Origin of the sequence: Streptomyces sp. DH12, from assembly GCF_020873895.1 — a bacterium.
Classification (GTDB): Bacteria; Actinomycetota; Actinomycetes; order Streptomycetales; family Streptomycetaceae; genus Streptomyces.
Map to the genome: position 1 here is coordinate 1 of NZ_JAHWGT010000291.1, position 703 is coordinate 703.

Annotated in this window: 1 protein-coding gene; it reads left to right on the forward strand. The window is 75.4% G+C overall.

Annotated elements, in window-relative coordinates; translation table 11 throughout:
- Positions 1-78: 78 nt before the first annotated feature.
- Positions 79-703, forward strand: a 625-nt coding sequence (locus LPA54_RS34105) for a LysR family transcriptional regulator (RefSeq protein WP_228984549.1), incomplete at its 3' end; no start/stop codon positions are given.

Consider the following 703-nt stretch of genomic DNA (forward strand, 5'->3'; position numbering starts at 1 on the left):
GTCGACGCCTTCGTCGCGGCCCGTGCGGAGCTCGACGCCTGACCGTCGCGCACCGCTGCATTTGAGACAATCGATCCCATGATCGAAGCGCGGCGGCTCCACATCCTCCGTGCGGTGGCGGACCATCGCACGGTCACCGCGGCGGCCGCCGCGCTCTACCTCACCCCCTCGGCCGTCTCCCAGCAGCTCACCGCGCTGGAGCAGGAGACCGGCCACCGCCTGGTCGAGCGCGGCGCCAAGGGTGTACGGCTGACCCCGGCCGGGGAGATCCTTCTCAGCCACACCCACGCGGTCCTCGCCCAGCTGGAGCGGGCCGAGGCCGAGCTGGCCGCGTACGGGGCGGGGGAGGCCGGCACCGTCACGGTGGCCGCCTTCGCCACCGGCATCGCGCAGGTCGTGGCGCCGGCCGTGGCCCGGCTCGCCGCCTCGGCGCCCGGCATCCGCATCCGGGTGCAGGACGCCGAGGGCGACGCGAGCCTCCCGATGGTCCTGGACCGGCAGGTCGACGTCGCCGTGGCCGTCGAGTACCGCGGGGCGCCGCCCGCCGACGACCCGCGCCTCACCCATGTCCCGCTCTACGCCGAGCCGTTCGACGCGGTCGTCCCCGTCACCCACCGGCTGGCCGACGGCCCCGAGGTGCCGCTCGCGGAGCTGGCGAAGGACCCCTGGATCGGCCCGTACCCCGGCAACCCCTGCCATGACG